Source organism: Nocardiopsis ansamitocini, from assembly GCF_030268225.1.
GTDB lineage: Bacteria > Actinomycetota > Actinomycetes > Streptosporangiales > Streptosporangiaceae > Nocardiopsis_D > Nocardiopsis_D ansamitocini.
Window position 1 is genome coordinate 101,708 of the sequence record NZ_BSQG01000007.1, and the last position, 20,496, is coordinate 122,203.

20 protein-coding genes are annotated in these 20,496 nt (G+C 68.7%); 12 read left to right on the plus strand and 8 right to left on the minus strand.

Annotated features, from left to right (window positions below; translation table 11 throughout):
* Positions 1–144: 144 nt before the first annotated feature.
* Positions 145–1,440 (plus strand): PrsW family intramembrane metalloprotease, encoded by a 1,296-nt coding sequence (locus tag QSJ59_RS18755; RefSeq protein ID WP_285761003.1) that lies wholly within the window; start codon positions 145–147, stop codon positions 1,438–1,440.
* Here QSJ59_RS18755 and QSJ59_RS18760 read toward each other — a convergent pair.
* Positions 1,370–2,452 (minus strand): COX15/CtaA family protein, encoded by a 1,083-nt coding sequence (locus QSJ59_RS18760; protein WP_285761005.1) that lies wholly within the window; start codon positions 2,450–2,452, stop codon positions 1,370–1,372. The genes QSJ59_RS18755 and QSJ59_RS18760 overlap by 71 nt on opposite strands.
* A gap of 144 nt (positions 2,453–2,596) precedes the next feature.
* Positions 2,597–3,595 carry an EamA family transporter gene (locus tag QSJ59_RS18765; RefSeq protein ID WP_432707504.1) on the minus strand — a complete coding sequence of 333 codons (999 nt, stop codon included), beginning with the start codon at positions 3,593–3,595 and terminating at the stop codon, positions 2,597–2,599.
* Between the two features lie 228 nt (positions 3,596–3,823).
* On the opposite strand from QSJ59_RS18765, the gene QSJ59_RS18770 reads away from it, so the two are divergent.
* The 3 genes from QSJ59_RS18770 (at position 3,824) to arcC (ending at position 7,190) form a co-directional block, all read left to right on the plus strand.
* Positions 3,824–5,044 carry an arginine deiminase gene (locus QSJ59_RS18770; protein ID WP_285761007.1) on the plus strand — a complete coding sequence of 407 codons (1,221 nt, stop codon included), beginning with the start codon at positions 3,824–3,826 and terminating at the stop codon, positions 5,042–5,044.
* Between the two features lie 148 nt (positions 5,045–5,192).
* Positions 5,193–6,197, plus strand: a complete 1,005-nt coding sequence (gene argF, locus QSJ59_RS18775) for an ornithine carbamoyltransferase (RefSeq protein ID WP_285761009.1) — start codon at positions 5,193–5,195, stop codon at positions 6,195–6,197.
* Between the two features lie 6 nt (positions 6,198–6,203).
* Entirely contained in the window at positions 6,204–7,190 is a 987-nt protein-coding gene (gene arcC / locus QSJ59_RS18780; protein ID WP_285761011.1) for a carbamate kinase, read from the plus strand.
* A gap of 21 nt (positions 7,191–7,211) precedes the next feature.
* Here arcC and QSJ59_RS18785 read toward each other — a convergent pair whose 3' ends face one another.
* From QSJ59_RS18785 to QSJ59_RS18795, 3 genes are read right to left on the minus strand one after another with little or no spacing between them, the layout of a single operon-like run.
* Positions 7,212–7,607: a hypothetical protein gene (locus QSJ59_RS18785; protein ID WP_285761013.1), complete on the minus strand. Its 396-nt coding sequence runs from the start codon at positions 7,605–7,607 to the stop codon at positions 7,212–7,214.
* A 27-nt stretch (positions 7,608–7,634) separates the two neighbouring features.
* Positions 7,635–8,432 (minus strand): ABC transporter permease, encoded by a 798-nt coding sequence (locus tag QSJ59_RS18790; RefSeq protein WP_285761014.1) that lies wholly within the window; start codon positions 8,430–8,432, stop codon positions 7,635–7,637.
* Positions 8,429–9,361 (minus strand): ABC transporter ATP-binding protein, encoded by a 933-nt coding sequence (locus QSJ59_RS18795; RefSeq protein WP_285761015.1) that lies wholly within the window; start codon positions 9,359–9,361, stop codon positions 8,429–8,431. Before QSJ59_RS18795 ends, QSJ59_RS18790 begins: the two co-directional genes overlap by 4 nt.
* 308 nt (positions 9,362–9,669) lie before the next feature.
* Between QSJ59_RS18795 and QSJ59_RS18800 the strand changes: the two genes are divergently transcribed.
* The 8 genes from QSJ59_RS18800 to QSJ59_RS18835 are packed head-to-tail and all read left to right on the plus strand — an operon-like array spanning position 9,670 to position 16,311.
* On the plus strand, positions 9,670–10,473 hold the full coding sequence (locus QSJ59_RS18800; protein WP_285761016.1) for a helix-turn-helix transcriptional regulator: 804 nt from the start codon (positions 9,670–9,672) through the stop codon (positions 10,471–10,473).
* Positions 10,473–11,885: a Fe-S cluster assembly protein SufB gene (sufB, locus tag QSJ59_RS18805; RefSeq protein WP_285761017.1), complete on the plus strand. Its 1,413-nt coding sequence runs from the start codon at positions 10,473–10,475 to the stop codon at positions 11,883–11,885. The genes QSJ59_RS18800 and sufB overlap by 1 nt, the downstream gene beginning before the upstream one ends.
* Before the next feature lie 2 nt (positions 11,886–11,887).
* The gene (gene sufD, locus QSJ59_RS18810; RefSeq protein WP_285761018.1) at positions 11,888–13,048 is read left to right on the plus strand and encodes a Fe-S cluster assembly protein SufD; all 1,161 of its coding nucleotides are present in this window, start codon (positions 11,888–11,890) and stop codon (positions 13,046–13,048) included.
* Entirely contained in the window at positions 13,041–13,370 is a 330-nt protein-coding gene (locus QSJ59_RS18815) for a non-heme iron oxygenase ferredoxin subunit (RefSeq protein ID WP_285761019.1), read from the plus strand. Before sufD ends, QSJ59_RS18815 begins: the two co-directional genes overlap by 8 nt.
* Before the next feature lie 15 nt (positions 13,371–13,385).
* Positions 13,386–14,147 carry a Fe-S cluster assembly ATPase SufC gene (gene sufC / locus QSJ59_RS18820; protein WP_285761020.1) on the plus strand — a complete coding sequence of 254 codons (762 nt, stop codon included), beginning with the start codon at positions 13,386–13,388 and terminating at the stop codon, positions 14,145–14,147.
* A 2-nt stretch (positions 14,148–14,149) separates the two neighbouring features.
* On the plus strand, positions 14,150–15,427 hold the full coding sequence (locus QSJ59_RS18825) for a cysteine desulfurase (protein WP_285761021.1): 1,278 nt from the start codon (positions 14,150–14,152) through the stop codon (positions 15,425–15,427).
* Between the two features lie 18 nt (positions 15,428–15,445).
* On the plus strand, positions 15,446–15,925 hold the full coding sequence (gene sufU / locus QSJ59_RS18830) for a Fe-S cluster assembly sulfur transfer protein SufU (protein ID WP_285761103.1): 480 nt from the start codon (positions 15,446–15,448) through the stop codon (positions 15,923–15,925).
* Positions 15,922–16,311 (plus strand): metal-sulfur cluster assembly factor, encoded by a 390-nt coding sequence (locus QSJ59_RS18835; protein WP_285761022.1) that lies wholly within the window; start codon positions 15,922–15,924, stop codon positions 16,309–16,311. The genes sufU and QSJ59_RS18835 overlap by 4 nt, the downstream gene beginning before the upstream one ends.
* 90 nt (positions 16,312–16,401) lie before the next feature.
* On the opposite strand, the gene QSJ59_RS18840 is transcribed toward QSJ59_RS18835, so the two are convergent.
* The 3 genes from QSJ59_RS18840 to QSJ59_RS18850 form a co-directional block, all read right to left on the minus strand.
* Entirely contained in the window at positions 16,402–17,145 is a 744-nt protein-coding gene (locus tag QSJ59_RS18840; RefSeq protein ID WP_285761023.1) for a GNAT family N-acetyltransferase, read from the minus strand.
* Between the two features lie 89 nt (positions 17,146–17,234).
* A complete protein-coding gene (locus tag QSJ59_RS18845) occupies positions 17,235–19,376 on the minus strand; it encodes a hypothetical protein (protein WP_285761024.1) in 2,142 nt (713 codons plus the stop codon).
* 410 nt (positions 19,377–19,786) lie between these two features.
* Positions 19,787–20,236 (minus strand): SseB family protein, encoded by a 450-nt coding sequence (locus QSJ59_RS18850; protein WP_285761025.1) that lies wholly within the window; start codon positions 20,234–20,236, stop codon positions 19,787–19,789.
* Between the last annotated feature and the right edge of the window lie 260 nt (positions 20,237–20,496).

A 20,496-nucleotide genomic window follows, 5' to 3' on the forward strand; every position in this document is an offset into this window, starting at 1 on the left:
GGCACTGCTCCCGAAGGCGTGGCGCAACGGCGAAACATCCGGATATGTCGACATGCGGCACTGGCGTCATGCCGGTCGGCCGCGAAACCCCGATGCTTTCGCAGAGCCCGTTCTTCCTCTCCCGGCCCGCTACGCTCAGATGCCATGCCTGTCCTTGACACCAGAGCGATCCTCGAAGGCCGCAAACCCGGACGGCGCTCCGTCGGGTTGATCGTCGGCAGCGTCATCGGCGTGATCTGCATGTGTCTGATGCTGAGCTACCTGTTCCTGACGGGATTCGTCGCAGCGGGCCCGGCCGGGATCGTCGCGTTCTTCATCAGCGTGGTGGCCGCGGTCATCCCGGTCACGATCCTGATCCCGTTGATCCTGCTGCTGGACCGCCTCGAACCGGAGCCCCACAGCATGCTGGTGTTCGCGTTCCTGTGGGGTGCGGGGATCGCGGTCCTGGCCGCGCTCATCCTCAACACCCTGGGGCTGGAGCTCTACACGGTCCCGACCTTCGGCACCGACCTGGGGACCTTCATCACCACCGCGGTGGGCGCCCCACTGGTCGAGGAGAGTGCCAAGGGAGCCGCGCTGCTGTTCCTGCTGTGGCGGCGCCGCCACGAGATCGACTCCTACACCGACGGGGTCATCTACGCGGCGATGGTGGCCACCGGCTTCGCCTTCACGGAGAACATCTCCTACTTCCTCTCGGCGCTGTTCTCCGACGGCTTCGGCGGTTTCGCCTTCACCTTCGTCCTGCGTGGACTGATCGTCCCCTTCGGCCATCCGATCTACACGGCGATGACCGGATTGGGCGTGGCCTACGCGGCCATGCACAATGGCCGCGCCCGCTTCCTCGCCCCGATCGGGGGATGGATGCTGGCCGTCTTCCTGCACGGGATGTGGAACGCCTCGACCGTTTTCGGCTGGATCGGTCTGGGGGTCGCCTACCTCGTGCTGTTCGGCCTGCTCGTAGGGATCGTGGCCATCGCGGTGCACGACCGCCACAATCAGGTCGCGGCCATCGGCCACTACCTGCCGCCCTACATCCCCACCGGTCTGGTGACCCCGGCCGACGTGAACATGCTCAGTTCGATGCGCGGGCGCAAACAGGCCCGAGCCTGGGCCGCGCGCAACGCAGGCCGCCCCGGACGCAGGGCCATGGAGGATTATCAGATGGCCGCCACCGAGTTGGCGCTGCTCCACCAGCGCATCAACCGCGGTGTGGCGCCCCCCGCCTGGTGGGAGCGGCGCGATGCCTTCCTCGCGCTCATGCACGTGGCCCGCGACGCGTTCCTGGGGCGGATCGCCCAGCCAGCGGCGCCCTCATGGACACCGCAGGCCACCGACTCCGGGTTCCTCCGTCGGGCGGAGTTCTCGCACGTCATCGCCCAGGCGCAAGCCCAGCAGCACCGGCAGCATCCGGGACCTCCGCCGCAGGGCCCGATGCAGTAGGCGCAGTCCGCTCGGTGGTGGCGAAGTACAGGCGCAGGATCGCCACCCACGTCACGGTGGACCCCAGTACGTGCAGTACCACCAGCCACTCGGGCAGGTGCAGCGCGTACTGGACGTAGCCGATCGTGCCCTGGACGATGATCGCGGCGATCAGCAGCCACGCCTGGCGGCGCACCACCTGCGGGGCACGCGTGGCGATCGCCATGACCACGACGGCCACCGCCAGTGCCGACACCGCCCAGGCGAGGACGGAGTGGATCCGCGTCACCACTTCCAGGTCGAAGCCCCAGCGCGGTGCGGCAGCGTCCCCTCCGTGCGGTCCGGTTCCGGTGACCACCGTGCCCGCCACGATCAGCACCAGGCCCAGCGGTACCATCGCGGTGGCCGTACGGTGCAGCGGCCTGGTGACGGTGCGCTTCAGCGGCCCTTGCGGTTCCCGGCAGCGCACGTACAGGGCCACGGTCACGATCACCACGAGAGTGGACAGCACGAAGTGCGACCCCACTGCCGCAGGGTGCAGGTCCGTCCACACGGTGATCCCGCCCACGACTCCCTGGCCGAGCACGCCGACCGGGACGATGGCGGCCATGAACACCAGGTCGCGGCGCTTGGGCCGGGTACGCACCGCAGCCACGAGCACGATCACGCCGACCGCCAGCACCAGGAAGGTCAGCGTGCGGTTGCCGAATTCGATGGCGGCGTTGAGCGCCGCGTGTTCGACGCCCACCGGGACGAAGCTCTCGGGTGTGCACTTGGGCCACTCCGAGCAGCCCAGGCCCGAGGAAGTCACGCGAACGGTGGCGCCGGTGACGGCGATTCCGGAGTTGACCACGATGTTGCCCAGCGCCCACCAGCGCAGCGAGCGTGTCGTCGGCTGCCAGATGGTGCGCGCCAGCAGTGCCAGGACCACCACGCCGAGCACGGCCAGTGCCACCTGCCACACCCAGAAGGGCTGGCCGAGAAGCACGAGTTCATCCGTCGCCGCGGCGGCGAGAGGGGGAGAGCCAGTCATACGACACACTGTAGTAGAGGGTTTTCGGTGCGGCTCTCGGGCCCGCCCAACCTCTGTGAGCAGCACGGACGGTCGTTCCCGGGGAGGGGTGGCCGCGCGCCGCGCCCACCGGACCGACGGGGCGGACGCAAGGGACGGTAACAACTACTGCGGCGGTCCACCCGCATCCGGTTGTGCTCGGCCCGTGCCCGGATCGGTCCGATCGGCGCGCGCCGCAGGCCCCCCGGCGGCCCGGCCCGCAGAGCGCGTGGCCCCTACGCTCGCGGCGACGACGCATCCCACCGCCAGCCACTGCCAGCCCGAGAGGAATTCGCCCAGCAGTGCCACGCCGACCAACGCGGCGGCTGCGGGCTCCAGGCTCATCAAGATCCCGAACACCCGCGGCGGCATCCGGCGCAGTGCCTGCATCTCCAGGGTGTAGGGGACGACCGACGACAGCAGGCCCACGGCCAGGCCGATCGCGAGCAGGGTCGGGTCGACGAGTGCGGCGCCGCCCTGGGAGATCCCGGCCGGGGCGATCAGGACCACCCCCACCACGCTGGCGATGGCGAGTCCGGAGGTGCCCGAGAAGCGCTGTCCGGTGGCCGCGCTGAGCAGGATGTAGCCGGCCCACGCGGCGCCGGCCAGCAGCGCGAAGGCCACCCCCGCGATGGTGAGATCGCCTCCGCCGCGTCCCAGGAGCAGCACGCCTGTCGCGGCCAGGGCCACCCACACCAGGTCGACGCGCCGCCGCGATCCGGCTACCGCGACGGCCAACGGGCCCAGGAATTCGATGGTCACCGCGATGCCCAGCGGGATCCGCGCGAACGATTCGTAGATGGCGTAGTTCATGGTCGCCAGGGACACCCCGAAACCGACCACCACCAGCCAGTCGGCGCGGGTCCGGCCGCGCAGCCTGGGACGCGCGATGGCCAGCAGCACCAGGGCCGAGGTGAGCAGCCGCAGCCACACCACCGCGCTCGGTGGCAACACGTCGAACAGGTTCTTGGCGATTCCCGCGCCCACCTGGACCGAGAGGATGCCGATCAGCACCATCCAGGTGGGGGAGAGCGAGCCCCCGGCGGCGCGCGTCAGTTCCGCGGCGCGGGGGAGGAGTCCCCTGCGAGGTGTAGCGGGAGGGCCCGCATCCGGATGCGCATTCACAGCCGATCATCCTATGTACCTGCGGTCGGGGCGTCGGCCGCAGGCCGTCCGGTTGTCCACGTCCATGCACGGCGAAGCCGTTTCCTCCTGGGAGCGGGGCAGCGTAAGTGAGCCGGCCTCCGGGAAGGTCCTCCGGTGGGTGCTGTCCCTGCCTGCCGTTCCGTGGTCACCGCGTCCGGCGTCTCCGGGCCCCGTGAGGGGCCGTCCAGCAACAGAAACCGAGGAGTCATGGCCTTTTCCGTCGCGTCCGAGGTAGGACGATTGCGCCAGGTCATCGTGCACCGTCCCGACCTGGAGCTGAAGCGGCTCACCCCCAGCAACAAGGATGACCTGCTCTTCGACGACGTGCTGTGGGTCGGCCGGGCCCGCGAGGAGCACGACGCCTTTGCCGACGCCCTGCGCGATCGCGGCGTCACCGTGCACGTCTTCCACGAACTGCTCCAGACGGTCCTGGACCTGCCCGAGGCAAGGTCCCACATCCTCGACCACGCGCTGGACGAGCGCTTCTACGGTCCGTTGGCCATCGACGCCATCCGCAACTGTTTCGACGTGATGGACTCCCCGACCCTGCGGCGTTTCCTCATCGGTGGCATCACCAAGCGCGAACTGCTGGAACGGGCGCAGGTGCCGTCCTCCGTGTGGTTCCACACCCTCAAGCCCGACGACTTCGTGCTCCCGCCCCTGCCCAACCACCTGTTCACCCGCGACACCTCCTGTTGGCTCTACCACGGAGTGTCCATCAATCCGATGCGCAAGAGAGCGCGTATGCGTGAGACCAACCACTACGAGGCGATCTACCGGTGGCACCCGTTGTTCGCCCGGGCGGAGTTCGAGATCTGGAATCCCGGTCAGGCCAATGCGCCGGCGACCATCGAGGGCGGCGACGTCATGCCCATCGGCAACGACTCGGTGCTGATCGGTATCAGTGAGCGCACCCAGTCGCAGTCGGTGGAGCTACTGGCCAGGGAGCTGTTCTCCCGGGGCGGAGCCCGGCGCATCCTGGGGATCGACATGCCAAAGGCCCGTGCCGTCATGCATCTGGACACCGTCATGACCAACGTCGACTACGGAGTGTTCACCAAGTACGCCGGTCTGGGAATGCTTCCCTCGTACACGATCGAGCCCGGCGACAACGACAAGGAGCTCAAGGTCACCGACCATGCTCCCGAGGACATGCACCGTGCGATCGCCGCCGCTGCCGGAGTGGACGACATCAAGGTGCTCACCCCCACCCAGGACGTCTTCTCCTCCGAACGCGAGCAGTGGGACGACGGCTGCAACGTCTTCGCCGTCGAGCCGGGCGTCGTGCTCTCCTACGAGCGCAACGTCACTTCCAACACCTATCTGCGCAGGAACGGTATCGAGGTCATCACCGTGCAGGGCAGCGAACTCGGACGCGGTCGAGGCGGGCCGCACTGTATGACCTGTCCGATCGAACGTGATGCGTAGCCCACTGGAAACCATTTCGCATGCATATGCGAATCTATGTATGTTTTTCCAGATGGTGCCGAGTGCACCCGTTCGCAACGACTGAGGCGCCCGCTGTCGGGGGCGCGAACCCGCCCGGCAACGGGCAGACACGGAGAGGGAAGCCGCAATGGCGTTCAACCTGCGCAACCGCAGTTTCGTGAAGGAACTCGACTTCACCCCCCAGGAGATCGCCTTCCTGCTCGCGCTCTCGCGCGACCTCAAGGCGGCCAAGTACGCCGGTACCGAGCGCCAGCGCCTCGCGGGCAAGAACATCGCCCTGATCTTCGAGAAGAGCTCCACCCGGACCCGCTGCGCCTTCGAGGTGGCCGCCCATGATCAGGGCGCCCACGTCACCTACCTGGACCCTGCCGGCTCCCAGATCGGGCACAAGGAGTCGATGAAGGACACCGCGCGTGTCCTCGGCCGGATGTACGACGGCATCGAGTACCGCGGATCCAAGCAGGCCCTGGTGGAGGAACTGGCCGAGTACTCGGGCGTTCCCGTCTGGAACGGTCTCACCGACGAGTGGCATCCCACCCAGATGCTCGCCGATTTCCTCACCATCACCGAGCACACCGACAAGCCGATCGGCGAGGTCACGTTCGCCTACATGGGCGACGCCCGCAACAACCTCGGCAATTCGTTGACCGTGACCGGAGCGCTCCTGGGCATGGACGTCCGCATGGTCGCCCCCAGGCAACTGTGGCCGGACGAGGAGACGGTGGCCCGGCCGGCACGCGAGATCGCCGAGTCGACCGGGGCCACGGTCACCTTCACCGACGACATCGCCGCCGGCCTGGCCGGCGCGGACTTCGTCTACACCGACGTGTGGGTGTCGATGGGCGAGCCCGCCGAGGTGTGGGACGAGCGCATCGCGCTGCTCACGCCCTACCAGGTCAACATGGCGGCGCTCAAGGCCACCAACAACCCCGACGTCAAGTTCATGCACTGCCTGCCGGCCTTCCACGACCGTGGCACCGCGCTCGGCGAGGAGATCTTCCAACGGACCGGCATGGCGGCACTGGAAGTCACCGACGAGGTCTTCGAGTCGCCCGCCTCCATCGTCTTCGACCAGGCGGAGAACCGGATGCATACGATCAAGGCCGTCATGGTCGCCACCCTGGGGAGCTAGTCCGCGATGCGAGTAGTCGCGGCGCTCGGGGGCAACGCGCTCCTACGGCGCGGCCAGCGCCCCGACGCCGAAGTCCAGCGCGCCAACGTGGCCGCCGCGGTGCGCGCGCTGGCACCGCTGGCCGCCGACAACGAGCTGGTCGTCACACACGGCAACGGTCCGCAGGTGGGGATCCTCGCGTTGGAGAGTGCTGCCGACCACTCGCTCGCCCACCCCTATCCCTTCGATGTCCTGGGCGCCCAGACCCAGGGCATGATCGGCTACTGGTTGTTGCAGGCGCTGCAGAACGCGCTGCCCGGTCGTCAAGTGGCTGCACTGATCAATCAGACCCTGGTCGCGCGGGGGGACCCGGCGTTTCGCGACCCGACCAAGTTCGTCGGTCCGGTCTACGACCGGGCGGAGGCCCGACGGCTTGCCGCGGAGCGCGGCTGGGTGGTCAAGCCGGACGGCGACCGGTGGCGCCGCGTCGTCCCCTCCCCGCGGCCCCGGCGCGTGGTGGAGACCCGGCTGATCCGACTCCTGCTGGACTCGGGAGCCATCGCGGTCTGCGGCGGGGGAGGTGGCGTTCCGGTCATCCGCAACGAGCAGGGGCACCTCGCCGGGGTCGAGGCGGTGGTCGACAAGGACCTGACCGCCGCATTGCTGGCCGAGGCACTGGAAGCCGACATCCTCCTCCTGCTCACCGATGTCGCACAGGTCATGGTCGACTACGGCACCCCCGAGGAACGCGGTATCGCCAACGCCACACCCGCGGAACTGGCCGCGCTGGACCTTCCGGCCGGCTCCATGGGGCCCAAGGCCGAGGCGGCCTGCCGGTTCACCGAGCTCACCGGGGGAACGGCCGCGATCGGTTCGCTCGCCGACGCCGCGGAGATCGTGGCGGGTCGGGCGGGCACCGTCGTCACCCCCAGCGGGACCTATCCCGGAACGGGCCTCGCCGGTCCGGGGCGTCCCACCGGCCTCGGCCCGGAGACCGGGCAGGAGAAGCGGTAGCCCTGCCCTGCGCGCGGCGGATCACCGCCCCGGAAGCCACTGGGTATCGCGCCTGTCGGCCGGACCGGTGACGGTCCCGGTTCCCTCGCCCTGCGGCGCCGGCCCGGCCTTCGTGCGCGGCGGCGCCGACAGGACAGCGATCAGCAACAGCATCCAGGCGGTGAAGGTGACCAGCGGCTGTACCAGCAGCGTCACCAGACCGGCCCAGGTCTGGGTGCCCAGGTCCGCGCCGACCTGGAGGAGGATCCAGACGAAGGGCAACGCCGCTGCCAGCAGGTTGACAACCAGCGCCACGGTGACCAGGCCTCCGCGTGCGGGGCGTCGCCACAGGGTGAGGCCGATCCCGACGACCAGCAGTACGGCGGGTGGCCCGAGCTGACGCACGAGTACGAACCAGGGGACACCGAGGGATTCCATCCGCAGCAGTCTAGGTCCGGGCCGTGGCTAGTCCCACTGGAAGAAGCGGGTCGCCAGGACCGTACCCACGAGTGCCCAGACGAGGAGGACCAGCGCGGGAAGGACGGGGAAGGCCGCGCCGCCGGTGAGCACCGCTCGCAGGCCCGAGGCCAGAGCGGTGATCGGGAGCGCCTCCACCACCGGTTGCACGGCGCTCGGGTAGCGGTCGACCGGGAAGACGACGCCGCCCAGGCCGAGCAGTACCACGTAGACCAGGTTGGCCGCGGCCAGGGTCGCCTCGGCGCGCAGGGTTCCGGCCATCAGCAGCGCCAGCGAGCTGAACGCCGCGGTGGCCAGCACCAGTAGCACGACCGACGCGAGGATCGCGCCCAGGCCGCCGGAGGGACGCCATCCCAGGGCCAGTGCCACCCCGGAGAGCATCGCCACCTGGATTGCCTGAACGGCCAGTACCGCCATCGTCTTGGCGCCCAACAGGCCCAGCCGGGACAGCGGGGTGGCTCCGAGACGTTTGAGCACGCCGTAGCGCCGCTCGAAGCCGGTGCCGATCGCCTGGCCGGTGAAGGCGGTGGACATCACCGCCAGCGCGATGATGCCGGGGGCCAGGAAGTCCACTCGGGGCCCGTCGCCGAGGTCCAGTAGGGAGGTGGTGCTGAACCCGATCAGCAGCAGGACCGGGATCACCATGGTCAGCAGCAGTTGCTCGCCGTTGCGCAGCAGTACCCGCAGTTCCATTCCGGCCTGGGCCAGGATCAGGCGGTTCAGTGGTGCCGCACCGGGGCGGGGGGTGAAGGTTCCGGGTTCGACGAAGGAAGGGGAGGAAGTCATGATTCGCGCAGGTCCCGACCGGTGAGTTCGAGGAAGACGTCTTCGAGGGTGCGCCGTTGGATGCGCAGGTCCTCGGGCAGGATGTCGTTGGCCGCGCACCAGGTGGTCACGGTGGCCAGGAAACCGGGGTCCACTCCGCCCGGCTCGGTGGTGGTGACGACGTACTGGCCGCCGGAATGCTCCTCCACACCGCACCGTCCGGGCAGGGCCCGCAGCAGGGACGTGGAGTCCAGGCCGGGGGAGGCGCGGAAACGCAGTTCGTGGTCGGCGTCGGTGAGGTCGCCGGTCGGGCCGTCGGCGACCACGCGACCGCGATCGATGATCACCACGCGGTCGGCCAGGCGTTCGGCCTCCTCCATGTAGTGGGTGGTCAGTACGACCCCCACTCCGGAGGCCCGCAGCTCGGTGACCAGGTCCCAGGCCGCCATCCTGGCCTGGGGGTCCAACCCGGCGGTGGGCTCGTCCAAGAAGACCAGTTCGGGGCGGCCGATCACCGCGGCGGCAAGGGAGAGCCGCTGCTGCTGGCCGCCCGACAGCCGACGAAACGGGGTACGCGCCGCCGATGTCAACCCCAGACGTTCCAGGAGGAGGTCGGGAGGGACGGGAGCGGCGTGGAAGGAGGCCATCAACCGCAGCCACTCGCCGGCGCGTGCGCCGGTCGGTACCCCACCCGACTGCAACATGACCCCGACCTTGGGTTTGAGGGTGCGCGCGTCGCCGATCGGGTCGAGTCCGAGGACGCGGACCCGGCCGGCGTCACCGCGCCGAAACCCTTCGCAAATCTCGATGGTGGAGGTCTTGCCGGCACCGTTGGGCCCCAGGAGAGCGGTCACGGCCCCACGCGGTGCACAGAAGGACACGCCGGCCACGGCGGTGGTGTCGCCATAGCGTTTGACCAAGTCGGTTACCTCGACCGCGGCTGTGTCCATGACCGAAAGTGTAGGACGGCACCGCACGTGGGGTGCACCGGCCCGTGTCGGCGACGTCGCGCAGCAGGGGCCGTCGCCCCCGGGGCCGTCGTGTCGCACAGTCGGGACCATCGATTTCCCTTCCATTATTTGAGACTGGAGTCTCAAATAATGGATATTGTGCGCCTGTGTCTTCATCCCGGTTGGCCGTGTGGCGCGTTTCATTGCCGCGAAACGCCTGTTAGGCAAGGCTAACCTGCGTGATCTATGGCATCGGTCACGGTTTGCCGAAGGGGACTTAATTAAGCCACACTGATGTTGTGAAATACATGGGCGATCATCAGCGAGCAGACGGGACGGCCGTATCGGGCACGTCCCGCGCGCACGCTGTGCCCGAGCTCGGTGCCGAGACCGGCACGCGCGCCCGGGTCGCCCGCCTCATTCTCGAACATGGTCCGATCACGGCGTCCATGCTGGGCGAGCGGCTCGGACTGACGCCCGCCGCGATCCGCCGCCATCTCGACAATCTCATGGCCGAAGGAATGGTCGAGGCCCGCGACGCCCGCCCTATGGGGCGCCGGGGCAGAGGCCGTCCCGCCCGCGTCTTCGCGCTCACGGGTGCGGGGCGCGACGCCTTCGTCCACGGCTACGACGACCTCGCCTCCAGCGCACTGCGCTTCCTCGCCGAGAAAGCCGGTCCCGAGGCAGTCGCCGAGTTCGCCCACCGTCAGGTGGCCGACCTCGAACGCCGCTACCGTCCTCTGCTCGCCGCCGTCCCTCCGCAACAGCGGATCCGGCTGCTCGCAGAGGCACTGTCGGCCGACGGCTACGCGGCCTCGGCCACAAAGGCCCCCGTGCCCGGCGGCGGAGAGCAGCTGTGCCAGCATCACTGCCCGGTCGCCCACGTGGCAGCGGAGTTCCCGGAGCTGTGCGACGCCGAGGTCGAGGCGTTCTCGCGGCTGCTGGGCACACCGGTGCGGCGCCTGGCCACCATCGCCCACGGCGACGGTGTCTGCACCACGCACGTCAGTCCCCGCGACATCAGTACCAGTGCCCACGCCGGCGCCCGCCCCGAGCGGAACGCCGAGGGGCAACGCCAAAACAGGACGTCCCGTCCAGGAGGATCCGCGTAATGACGTCTATCGCGCACCCCGAGCTCGAAGGGCTCGGCACCTATGAGTACGGCTGGGCCGACTCCGACGTGGCCGGCGCCTCCGCGCGCCGAGGCCTCAACAAGGATGTCGTCCTCGACATCTCCGGCAAGAAGAGCGAGCCGGAGTGGATGCGCGACCTGCGCCTGAAGTCCCTCAAGCTCTTCGACAAGAAGCCCATGCCGGCCTGGGGCGCCGACCTCTCGAAGATCGACTTCGACAACATCAAGTACTTCGTGCGCTCCACGGAGAAGCAGGCCACCTCGTGGGAGGACCTGCCCGAGGACATCAAGAACACCTATGACAAGCTCGGCATCCCCGAGGCCGAGAAGCAGCGCCTGGTCGCCGGTGTCGCCGCGCAGTACGAGTCCGAGGTCGTCTACCACCAGATCCGTGAGGACCTGGAGGAGCAGGGCGTCATCTTCCTGGACACCGACACCGCCCTGAAGGAGCACCCCGAGCTCTTCCAGGAGTACTTCGGCACGGTGATCCCCCCCGGCGACAACAAGTTCGCCGCGCTCAACACGGCCGTGTGGAGCGGTGGCTCGTTCATCTACGTGCCGCCGAACGTCAACGTCGAGATCCCGCTCCAGGCCTACTTCCGGATCAACACCGAGAACATGGGCCAGTTCGAGCGGACGCTGATCATCGTCGACGAGGGCGCCTACGTCCACTACGTCGAGGGCTGTACCGCACCGATCTACAAGTCGGACTCGCTGCACTCCGCGGTCGTGGAGATCATCGTCAAGAAGAACGCCCGCTGCCGTTACACGACCATCCAGAACTGGTCGAACAACGTCTTCAACCTGGTCACCAAGCGCGCCGTGGCCTACGAGGGCGCCACCATGGAGTGGATCGACGGCAACATCGGCTCCCAGGTCACCATGAAGTACCCGGCTGTCTACCTCATGGGCGAGCACGCCAAGGGCGAGACGCTGTCCATCGCCTTCGCCGGCGAGGGCCAGCACCAGGACACCGGGTCCAAGATGGTGCACTGCGCGCCCAACACCTCGTCCACCATCATCTCCAAGTCGGTGGCCCGTGGCGGGGGACGTGCCTCCTACCGCGGTCTGGTCCAGGTCCAGGAGGGTGCGGAGCACTCCAAGTCCACGGTCAAGTGCGACGCGCTCCTGATCGACACGATCAGCCGCTCCGACACCTACCCCTACGTGGACCTGCGCGAGGACGACGTGGAGATGGGCCACGAGGCCACCGTCTCCAAGGTCAGTGAGGACCAGCTCTTCTACCTCATGAGCCGTGGGATGGACGAGGACGAGGCCATGGCCATGATCGTCCGCGGGTTCGTCGAGCCCATCGCGCGCGAACTCCCCATGGAGTACGCGCTGGAACTGAACCGGCTCATCGAGCTTCAGATGGAAGGAGCGGTCGGCTAATCATGGCCAGCCCCAATCTCGGAATCAAGGAACACTCGCACGGCGGGGACCTTCCTGTTTCCAAACTCGACGTCCACGGATCGTTCGACCTGAACGACTTCCCCAAGCCCAACGGGCGTGAGGAAGAGTGGCGCTTCACCCCGCTGCGCCGCCTCAGGGGCCTGCACGACGGCCGCGACATCGCCGACGGCGTGGTCACGGTCGACATCAAGGCGCCCGACGGCGTCACGGTTGAGACAGTGGGCCGCGACGACGCTCGACTGGGCACGTCCTTCCTGCCCACCGACCGGGTCAGCGCCCTGGCCTACGCCACCTTCGCCACCGCCACCGTCGTGACGGTGCCAAAGGACGTCCAGGCCGACGCCCCGGTGTTCGTCACGACCACCGGTGTCGAGCAGGGTGACGCCTACGGCCACATCGTGGTGCGTGCCGAGCGCCACTCCAGCGCCACCGTGGTCCTGGAGTACACCGGAAGCTCCGTCTACGCCGACAACGTCGAGTTCATCGTCGAGGACGGCGCCCGACTCAACGTCATCAGCCTCCAGGACTGGGAGCGCGACGCCGTCCAGGTCTCGCACCACTACGCCAGGGTCGGCCGCGACGCCCGCTTCAAGAGCTTCGTGATCACGCTGGGCGGCGACCTCGTCCGGCTGTCGCCCAAGGTCGCCTACACCGGCCCCGGCGGCGACGCCGAGCTGCACGGCCTCTACTTCACCGGTCCGGGCCAGCACCACGAGCACCGCTCGCTCATCGACCACAACGTGTCCAAGACCCGGAGCCGGGTCGAGTACAAGGGCGCGCTCAGTGGAGAAGGCGCCCACGCGGTGTGGATCGGCGACGTCATCATCGGCGAGGGCACCGAGGGCACCGACTCCTACGAGCTCAACCGCAACCTCGCACTCACCGACGGCACCCGGGTCGACTCCGTTCCCAACCTGGAGATCTTCACCGGAGAGGTCGAAGGGGCGGGCCACGCCAGTGCCTCCGGCCGTCTCGACGACATTCACCTCTTCTACCTCCAGTCGCGCGGAATTCCCGCCGACGAGGCCCGACGCCTGGTGCTGCGCGGCTACTTCGCCGAGCTCATCAACCGCATCGAGGTCCCGGAGCTGCGCGAGCGGATCATGGAAGAGGTCGAGGAGAAGCTGGCTCTCCATGAGTAACGACGGTTTCGTACGGGCCTGCGGCCTGGGCGACCTCCCCGACGAGGGCGCCCTGGCCGTGGAGGTCGACGACAACCCGGTCGCGATCGTGCGCTCCGAGGGGCAGGTCTACGCCCTGCGCGACGTCTGCTCCCACGCCGAGGTCAACCTGTCGGAGGGCGAGGTCGAGGACGGCACCATCGAGTGCTGGCTGCACGGTTCGTGCTTCGACCTGCGCACGGGAAAGCCGATCAACCCGCCCGCAACCCAGGCGGTACCCACGTACGTAGTGAAGATCGACGGCGACGACGTCCTCGTCGCGTTGAACACGAAGAACTCTTAGAGGCTGATCAATAAGATGACCAAGTTCGAGATTCGCGGTCTGCGCGCCGATGTCCTCATCGGTGCCGACGAGCGCCAGGAGATCCTCAAGGGCGTCGACCTCACCATCAACTCCGGTGAGACCCACGCCATCATGGGCCCCAACGGCTCGGGCAAGTCCACTCTCGCCTACGCCATCGCGGGCCACCCCAAGTACGAGATCACCGGCGGCGACGTCCTCCTCGACGGTGAGAGCGTCCTGGAGATGAGCGTGGACGAGCGCGCCCGCGCCGGCATGTTCCTCGCCATGCAGTACCCGGTCGAGGTCCCCGGCGTCTCCATGTCCAACTTCCTGCGCAGCGCCGTCACCGCCGTGCGTGGAGAGGCCCCCAAGCTGCGGGCCTTCTCCAAGGAGCTCCAGGGCGCCATGAGTGGCCTCTCCATCGAGTCCTCCTTCGCCGCCCGCGGCGTCAACGAGGGCTTCTCCGGCGGTGAGAAGAAGCGCCACGAGATCCTCCAGCTCGAGCTGCTCAAGCCGAAGGTGGCCATCCTCGACGAGACCGACTCCGGCCTCGACGTGGACGCGCTCAAGGTCGTGTCCGAGGGCGTCAACCGCGCCCGGGCCACCGGTGAGGTCGGCGTCATGCTGATCACCCACTACACCCGGATCCTCAACTACGTGAAGCCCGACTTCGTGCACGTCTTCGCGGCCGGCCGTATCGCCGAATCCGGCGGTCCCGAGCTCGCCGACGTGCTGGAGGCCGACGGCTACGAGCGGTTCGTGAAGGCGGGCGCTTAACCGTGACCGCACGCGAGCTGGACGTCGAGGCGATCCGGGCCGATTTTCCGATCCTGGCCCGGAGCGTCCGCGACGAGCGTCCGCTGGTGTATCTCGACTCCGGGGCGACCTCGCAGAAACCCCGGCAGGTCCTCGATGCCGAGCGGGAGTTCTACGAACACCACAACGCGGCGGTGCACCGCGGCGCGCACCAGCTCGCGGAGGAGGCCACCGACGCCTATGAGGCCGCCCGCGCCACCATCGCGGCCTTCATCGGTGCCCAGACAGACGAGGTGGTGTTCACCAAGAACGCCACCGAGGCCGTCAACCTCGTCGCCTACGCCATGAGCAACGCCGCCACCGCGGGCGACGAATTCGCCCGCATGGTGGTCGGGCCGGGCGACGAGGTCGTCGTCACCGAGATGGAGCACCACGCCAACCTGGTGCCCTGGCAGGAACTGTGCAGGCGCACCGGGGCGACCCTGCGCTGGTTCGGGCTCACCGACGAGGGCCGTCTGGATCTGTCCGATCTCGACGAACTGGTCAACGAGCGCACCAAGCTGGTCGCGCTCGCCCACCAGTCCAACGTGCTGGGCACCGTCAACCCGGTCGCCACCATCGCCGCCCGCGCCCGTGAGGTCGGTGCGCTGGTGCTCCTGGACGGCGCCCAGTCGGTACCGCACATGCCGGTGGACGTCGCCGCACTCGACGCCGACTTCCTGGTGTTCTCCGGGCACAAGATGCTCGGGCCCAACGGGATCGGCGTGCTGTGGGGCCGTCGCGAGCTGTTGGCGGGCATGCCGCCCTTCATCTCGGGCGGCTCCATGATCGGTGTCGTGCGTATGGAGGGCGCCACCTGGGCGGACCCGCCGCAGCGTTTCGAGGCCGGCGTGCCGATGGCCCCGCAGGCGGTCGGGCTGGCCGCTGCGTGCGACTACCTCAGTGCCATCGGAATGGACAACGTCGCCGCCCATGAGCACGCGCTCGTGGAATACGCGCTCAAACAGGTGGGTTCCATCGAGGGCGTGCGCATCATCGGCCCCACTGACGCCGATGGGCGTGGTGGAGCGGTGTCCTTCACGGTCGAGGGTATTCATCCCCACGATGTGGGGCAGGTGTTGGACGATCGCGGTCTGGCCGTGCGGGTGGGGCACCACTGCGCGTGGCCGCTGCACCGGCGCTACTCGGTCATCGCCACCACCCGCGCCTCGTTCTACCTCTACAACTCCTTCGCCGACGTGGACGCCTTGGCCGACGGTATCCGCGAGGCGCAGCGGTTCTTCGGCGTGGCCCGAAGCTAGAAGGGGCGTTTGGAAACCATGAAGCTGGACGCGATGTACCAGGAGATCATCCTGGACCACTACCGCAACCCTCACCACAAGGGTTTGCGGGACCCGTTCAACGCGGAGAGCCACCACATCAACCCGACCTGCGGGGACGAGGTGACGCTGCGCGTCGCCCTGGATCCCGCGGGGGCCGAGCTCGACAGCGCGGCCACGGTCGCCGACGTCTCCTACGACAGCATGGGCTGCTCCATCAGCCAGGCCAGTGCCTCGGTCATGGCCGACCTGCTGATCGGCAAGACGGTCGACGAGGGACTGGCCGTGCTGGACGAGTTCACCACCCTGATGCAGTCCAGGGGACAGGGCGAACCCGACGAGGACGTGTTGGAAGACGCCGTCGCCTTCGCCGGGGTCTCCCAGTACCCGGCCCGTATCAAGTGCGCCCTGCTCGCCTGGATGGCGTGGAAGGACGCGACGGCCAAGTCACTGGCAACAGAGAAGGAGGGCGCCGCATGACCGCAGGAAACGAGACCGTCCAGGTCCCCGACACCGACGCTCCGAACGTCCAGGACGCGGGTGAGGGCACCGAGGTCGACCAGGAGCTCCAGGAAGAGCTCATCGAGGCGTTGAAGGACGTCATCGATCCCGAACTCGGCGTGAACGTCGTGGACCTCGGGCTGATCTACGGCGTCAACGTCGACGGTCAGATCATCACCATCGACATGACCCTGACCAGCGCCGCCTGTCCCCTGACCGACGTGCTCGAGGAGCAGGCCAACAGCGCGCTGGAGGAGTTCGGCCGCGAGGTCAAGATCAACTGGGTCTGGATGCCGCCGTGGGGTCCGGACAAGATCACCGATGACGGGCGCGACCAGCTGCGCATGCTCGGTTTCAACGTCTGAGACCGTTCGAGACCATGCCGAGGGGGTGTCCCGCCACAGGGCGGGGCGCCCCCTCGTGCCCTCCGCCGAAACAGTGCCCCGGTGGAGGGGCTAGGGGACCACCACGGTCTGCACGCTCTCGCGCAGGGCGAAGCCCAGCTTCTCGTAGAGCCCCCGTGCCGGATTGCCCTCGGTCACCGCCAGCCCGAGCTCGGCCGTGCCGCGGTCGGCGGCCAGCACCACGGCGCGGCGCAGAAGAGCCGCGCCTGTTCCCCGTGGAGCGCGGGGATGTTTGAAGAGTTCCCCGACCCAGTCCAGGTCCGGTTCGCGCTCGAACACCAGCACCCCTGCCAGCACCCGATCCTCGGGATCCACCGCCAGCCCGCTCGCCGGTAGCAACGGGCCCAGGACCGCGCCCGACAGCAGGTGTTCGTACAGCGAGCGGCTCGTCGCGGCGTCCCAGGCGTGGTGGTCGGGATGCCCGGGGGGATAGGCGGCTTCGAGCGCGGGCAGCACCGCGTCGATGTCGCGGTCGTACGGTGTGATCCGGATTCCTTCGCCCAGGACGGGTGAGCGCCAGTCGGGGGGAGAGGCAACGCGGCGCAGGTCGCGACGGAGGTCGTGCGCGTGGCGCATGGGGATCGCGCCCCGTCGCAGTAGTTCTTCGCCCAGGGGCGGGTCGACGCTCACGGCCCAGCCGGACAACCGGGTCAGGATCGTGTCGACGGTTCCCGGACCCAAAGGACGCACCGTATGCGCCCAGGGGAGTCCGGCGCGGGTGTCGCGCAGATAGCTGAGTGCCGGGGCACCGTCGTCGTCGAAAGCGACGTGCCGGCCGGTTTCGGCCGCGGTCACGGCGTTCCCGTGCGGTGGAGTGGCGCTGCGCTCATGTCCGCACAGTGTGGACCGCGCTTTCTCGCCCCGCAACCCGGTTCTTCGTCGTCTCAGCGCGAGGCGTAGAGCGTGGACCGCAATTCGGCCGCGATGTCGTCGTCACCGCGTTTGGTCAGCATTTCGATGAGTTGCGTCGGATTGTTGTTCGTCCTGTCCTCGCCGTCCTCGCTGATCCGACGGCCGATGATCTCCAACGCCTCGTCGGTTCCCGCAGCCGCGGTGTAGCCGATCAGGTTGAGAGCCTTGCCGATGGAGCCGTTGTCGCCCAATGCTGCCGTGGGCAGCAGCCGGGCGTCCAAGCGGTCGCCGTTGACGGTGATGAACACGCGGTCGCCGGGCTGGGCCCCCTGGCGGCGCAGCAACGGTCGCAACGAGTCGAACGCGGGCTGGTCCCGCCATACCAGGACCAGGAGATCCGCGCCGGGGCCGGTCAGGCACAGCAACCGTCCCGGCTGCAGCCCCAGATGGGTGGCGTAGCCCGGGGGGACGGTCACCGGTGCGCCGTTGAGCTGGTCGGCGCTGACGTCCACCCGGTGCCACCAGCGTCCGTCCGGTGCGCGGAAGCAGCGAGCCGAGGTGGAGACCCCCAGAACGGGCTCCGGCCGAGGTGCGGCAACCGTCGGCCTGCGCCGTATCGGCAGGCCGCCCGCGGTGGTGGAACCGGGGGAGTCGGGGGTGACCGCTGCGTGTCCGGAGAAGGCGGGCGCCTCGGGGGCGTCGAGGGGCACCGTTTCGTCGACCAGAACGTAGCCGTCGTGGATACTCACGCCGGGCGTACTCAGCAGCCAGGCGCGCAGCGCCTGCGCTCTGATCCCGAGCTTGCCCAGGCGGAGCCCGGCCTCGGTGATGCTGGGCTGGCCCACCACGACCTGGCGGGTCTGCCAGCGCAGCGTTCCCGTCTCCGCCGACAGCAGCCATCCGTTGTCCAGACGGCGGTCGGTGAAGAGGGTGATGATCACCCGCCACAGCGGGATCCCGAGGGACGGGATGTCCACGGGGTGGTCGGGGTGGGAGCCGATCAGGTGATCCACCGTGGTGGCGGTGCCGAGCTGTTCGGAGACGTCGCGTACGTGCTTGGCGATGGGCGCGCCGGCAGGCGAGCCGAGCCAATGGAGCAGGCGCTCTTCGACGGTGCGCTGGGCGGTGCGGAGCTCGCCGATCTCCACCCGTAGCTGGTCCGAGAGCAGCCTGATGCTGGTGGGGTCGGCGGCGAACAGTCGTTCGGCGGCAACCAGCCGCTCAAGGTCGTTCCACTCGCGAAACAGCCGGTCGAGCAGATCGATCAGCGGGTACTGGCCGAGTTCGGGGGCCGGCGCGGTGGCGATGTCGGGGACTTCGGGAACGGCCGGGGTCTCCCCGCGCATTGCCTTGGGCGGGCCGAAGGCGGGGCGCCGCAGGGTGCGGCCCGGGCCCAGAAGGGTACTGCCACCGCGCCGGGCCAGCGCAGGCGTCGCCCCGGTGGCCGAACTGGATCGTCCGGAGCGGCCCGAGCGGGTGGGAGCCGCGTTGGCCCGCTCCTCGGCGAGATCCTCGTCCCGGTTGGCCCGGAGCGCGCGCAGGGTGCGGATGGCGCGGGTGGCCGGGCTCTGCGGTGAGATCTCGGGATCGGTCGTGGGGCCCGCGCAGTCCGAGCCGGTCGCGTTGGTGAGATAGGCCAGCGCGTTGTGCACGTGCTCGGGGGCCGAGGCGGGGATCCAGTTGGCGACGGTCCGCACTGCCTCGATCATCAGAGCGGGGGAGGGGGTCGGCCCGCCGCTGGGGTCGCGGGTGAACGGGTGGACCGCCCGCCACATGACCATGCTGACGACCTCGACGACGTCGCAGTTGCCGGGGAAGCCCCATTCGCGCATGGTTGCGGGGGAGGCCGCGACGAGTTGTTCCCAGTTGCCGGCTGTGGCCAGCACCGCGCCGCGGACGGGCTCGGCGACCTCGTCCATGTCGACGGACAGCGCCCGCAGGGTGGGGAGGAATTCGCAGACGGCGAGGTGGTCCCACTGTTCCACGGTGAGCCGCGCGAGGCAGTGCGCAAGCCAGGTGGGCCCGGCGATGTCGAGGACGCGGGGGAGGGGCAGCGAGCGCCACCAGCCGTCCACGAGTCGGGTGTGCTGCAGGATCTCGGAGATGTCGGCTGACTTGCTCCAGCGAAGAGCCGGGGCGAGGTCGGTTAGGCAGATCGGGGAGACGGCGTTCATCTGCTGGGGACCTCGACCTCCTGGCATACGGCTCGCGAGCGTGTGGGAGCGGCACTGGCATTCGGCTGTGCGCTACACACTACGCCTCCCCGGGCGTGCGCGGATGCCGGACGTGTGGGTTCGATGCGGCGGCTGCGCCTTGCGGGAGATCGCGTTCGGAGCTGAATGCTGATTCGACTTTACGTGGTGCTGATCTCTCGCAGATCGTACGGGCGTGCGCGCGCTATGTGTAGCCCAAGGCGGAGAAAACGGACAGTCGATGGTGAAGTGGCAGGTCAGTGGATCTCGTTCTGGCGTGGGGAATGATCGTCCGACATTCGCTTTTGCTGTGGCAGAAGTCACATTATTGACGCGTCGGGTGGGGGGCCGGTCAGCGGACCGGCCCCCCACCCGACCCCCGAGGTCGCTGTCTACTCGGCGGCCAGGGTGGCCACCGTCTCCGGATAGATCGGGACGCTCGCCTTGTTGCCGGGATTCACGGCCAGCCCCACGTTGCCGGGCAGCACGTCGGCGAGGTCCTGGGTCGGGATGATCGTGTACGGCAGTTCTCCACTGCGCGCGCTCAACTGCTCCTCGGAGGTGAACACGGGGACGAACGGCGAACCCTTGAGGTCCAGCGTCGGCAGCGCGATGGAGCCGTCGTCCTGGACGCCGGATCCTTCGGGAAGGGGGACCCACAGTGAGCCCTCCCGCAGGGCGCCGATGAAGCGCGACACCGACTCCGCGCCCTCGCTCTGGGTGTCGTCCGCGCTCTCGGGGGCGGCGGCGGTCCGCTCTATGGCCTCGGCGAGGGCGTTCTCCACCGGGTTGACGGGAAACGGTACGGAATCGCCTTCGGCCGAGCCGGTCGGCGTGGTCATGGCAGGACGCTCCTTATGAGTAGGGCACGAGGGTCGGAATCGGCATCCCCGAGGAGTGGTGCGCACGGTTCCCGGATGCCTCGACCAAAACCCGCATTTCATCAAACGCGCCGGTGAACAGCGGCGGTATGCTTATCTGGTCCGCTTTACCCCGACCGTTCGGCTTGACACATTCACCCTCGTGTTACGCAAGGCACGCACTCCGTGGTCCCCATGGGCCCCGTCATTCAGCGTGTCGGTGTCAAGCAGCATGATTGGTT